Below are 3,138 nucleotides of genomic sequence, written 5' to 3' on the forward strand. Positions count from 1 at the left end.
CGCAGAAGCAGCGCCGCGGCGCTGGCGCCACCGTCGCCGCCCCGGCCGATAACGCCTATGCGCAGAAGCAGGCCGGCGTGCTCCGCCTGCTCACCGCCTACCGGTCGCGCGGCCACCTGGCCGCCAAGCTCGACCCCCTCGGCCTCACCGCCCCCGATGTTGACGCACCCGATCTCGGCCTGGCCTTCCACGGCCTCAGCGACGCCGACCTCAACACCGAATTCGATTGCGGCACGTTCGCCGGCGGCGGCCAGAAAATGGCCCTGCGCAACCTCTGGTCGAAGCTGAAGGCCATCTACACCGGCAGCGTCGGCGCCGAGTTCATGTACATGGCCGACTACGACCAGCGCTCGTGGGTCTACTCGCGCCTGGAAAAGGCCGCTGGCAACCCCGGCCTCGACAAGGCCGAGAAGGTCCGCGTGCTCGAGGCGCTCACCGCGGCCGAGGGCCTCGAGCGTTACCTGCATACCAAGTACGTGGGCCAGAAGCGCTTCTCGCTCGAGGGCGGCGACAGCCTCATCCCCATGGTGGATGACGTCGTCCGCGCCGCGGGCGATAACGGCATCAAGGAAATCGTCATTGGCATGGCCCACCGCGGCCGCCTCAACGTCCTCGTCAACATCCTCGGCAAGGCTCCCTCGCAGCTCTTCAATGAGTTCGAAGGCAAGTTCGAGCACGACGACAGCCCCATGCACACGGGCGACGTGAAGTACCACATGGGCTTCTCGGCCGATGTCAAAACCCCGAACGGTGGCGTGCACGTCGCGCTGGCGTTCAACCCGTCGCATCTTGAAATCGTGAACCCGGTGGTGGCCGGTTCGGTGCACGCCCGCATGGCGCGCCGCAACGACACCGCCCGCGAGAAGTCGCTGGCCGTCCTCGTCCACGGTGATGCCGCCTTCGCGGGCCAGGGCGTCAACATGGAACTGATGCAGATGTCGCAGGCCCGTGGCTTCGCCATCGGCGGCACGCTGCACCTGGTGGTCAACAACCAGGTCGGTTTCACCACGTCCAAGCGCGAAGACGCCCGTTCCACGCTGTACTGCACCGACCTGGCCAAGATGGTCAATGCCCCGGTGTTCCACGTGAACGGTGACGACCCGGAGGCCGTCATCCAGGTCACGCGCCTGGCGTACGAGTTCCGCAAGCAGTTCAAGAAAGACGTGGTCATCGACCTCGTCTGCTACCGCCGCCACGGCCACAACGAGGCCGACGAGCCGTCGGCCACGCAGCCGATGATGTACCAGGTGATCCGCAAGCGCCCCACCACGCGCGATCTCTACGCGCAGGCGCTGGTCAAGGCATCGACCATCGGTGCCGACGACGGCCAGAAGATGCTCGACGATTACCGCAGCCGCCTCGAGAAGGGCGCGTCGCTCATCGCCATCGAGCCGAACCCGCAGCGCGATATCCCGGTCGACTGGTCCCGCTTCCTCGGCAACTCGCTGTCGATGGACTTCGACACCGGCGTGCCGCGCGAGACGCTCGCCAAGGTGCTGGACGAAATCCTCACCGTGCCGGCCGATGTCACGCTGCACCCGCGCGTGGCCAAGATCTATGACGACCGCCGTAAGATGGCCGCCGGTGAGCTCCCCGGCGACTGGGGCTTCGCCGAGAACCTCGCCTACGGCACGCTTATCGCCGAAGGCAACGACCTGCGCGTCGTGGGCCAGGACGCCGGCCGCGGCACGTTCTTCCACCGCCACGCGGTGCTGCACGACCAGGCCACCGGCAAGACCTACATGCCGCTGAAGCACGTCCGTGACGGCGCCCGCGTCGAGGTCATCGATTCGCTGCTCTCCGAAGAAGCCGTCATGGCCTTCGAGTACGGCGAAGCCACCACATCGCCCGACCAGCTCACGATCTGGGAAGGCCAGTTCGGCGACTTCGCCAACGGCGCCCAGGTGGTCATCGACCAGTTCATCAGCTCGGGCGAGGCCAAGTGGGATCGCCTCTGCGGCCTCGCGCTGTTCCTGCCGCACGGCTACGAAGGCCAGGGCCCGGAGCACTCCTCCGCGCGCCTCGAGCGCTTCCTGCAGCTGTGCGCGCTCGACAACATGCAGGTGTGCGTGCCCACCACGCCGGCGCAGGCGTTCCACATGATCCGCCGCCAGCAGGCGCGCCCGGTGCGCAAGCCGCTCATCGTCATGACGCCGAAGTCGCTGCTGCGCCACAAGCTGGCCGTGTCCTCGCTCGACGAGCTTGCCAACGGCAAGTTCCAGCTCGTCATCGGCGAGCACCGCGAGCTGCAGGCCAAGAAGGTCAAGCGCGTCGTGTTCTGCTCGGGCAAGGTCTACTACGACCTGCTCGAGGAAGCCGAGAAGAAGGGCCTCACCGATGTCGCCATTGCGCGCGTCGAGCAGCTCTACCCGTTCCCGCGCCCCGAAGTCACGGCCGAACTGGAAAAGTACCCCTCCGCCAAGGAAGTGGTGTGGTGCCAGGAAGAGCCGATGAACCAGGGCGCCTGGTTCCAGATCCGCCACCACCTGCAGGCCTGCGTCAACGCGAAGCAGAGCCTCTCGTACGCCGGCCGCAACCGTTCCCCGGCGCCCGCCGCGGGCCACCTGAACACCCATGTCGCCGAACAGGCAGCACTCGTCGAACAGGCGCTCGTCGCGCCGGTCGGCACCGATCACGCAGCGGAGTAAGACAAGCATGTCCATCGAAGTCAAAGTCCCGGTCCTGCCCGAGTCGGTCTCCGACGCGCTCATCGCCACCTGGCACAAGAAGGCGGGTGAAGCCGTCAAGCGCGACGAGAACCTGCTCGACCTCGAAACCGACAAGGTCGTCCTCGAAGTCCCGGCCCCGGTCGACGGCGTGCTGAAGGAAATCAAGTTCGAAGAAGGCTCCACGGTCACCTCGAACCAGGTCATCGCCGTGATCGAGGAAGGCGCCGCCGCTGCCGCGCCTGCCCCGGCCGCCGCGCCGGCCGCCGCCGAAGCCCCGAAGGCCGAGAAGGCCGAGGCCAAGGAAGCGCCGAAGGGCGTTGACGAGCTCTCCCCCGCCGGCCGCCGCGTCGCCGTCGAAGACAACATCGACCCGAGCAAGGTCGCCGGCACGGGCCGTGATGGCCGCGTCACCAAGGAAGACCTGGTCAACGCCGGCAAGGGTGGCAGCGCCCCGGCCGCCGCGCCGGCC

At 67.5% G+C, this 3,138-nt stretch carries 2 protein-coding genes; both read left to right on the plus strand.

Features of this window, described 5'->3' with window-relative positions:
* A partial coding sequence (locus VI08_RS20275; RefSeq protein WP_045831457.1) for a 2-oxoglutarate dehydrogenase E1 component occupies window positions 1–2,648 on the plus strand: 2,648 nt, incomplete at its 5' end.
* 7 nt (window positions 2,649–2,655) lie between these two features.
* On the plus strand, window positions 2,656–3,138 hold a 483-nt coding region (locus tag VI08_RS20280; RefSeq protein WP_045831458.1), incomplete at its 3' end, for a biotin/lipoyl-containing protein.

Source organism: Luteibacter yeojuensis (assembly GCF_000964085.1).
Taxonomy (GTDB): domain Bacteria; phylum Pseudomonadota; class Gammaproteobacteria; order Xanthomonadales; family Rhodanobacteraceae; genus Luteibacter; species Luteibacter yeojuensis_A.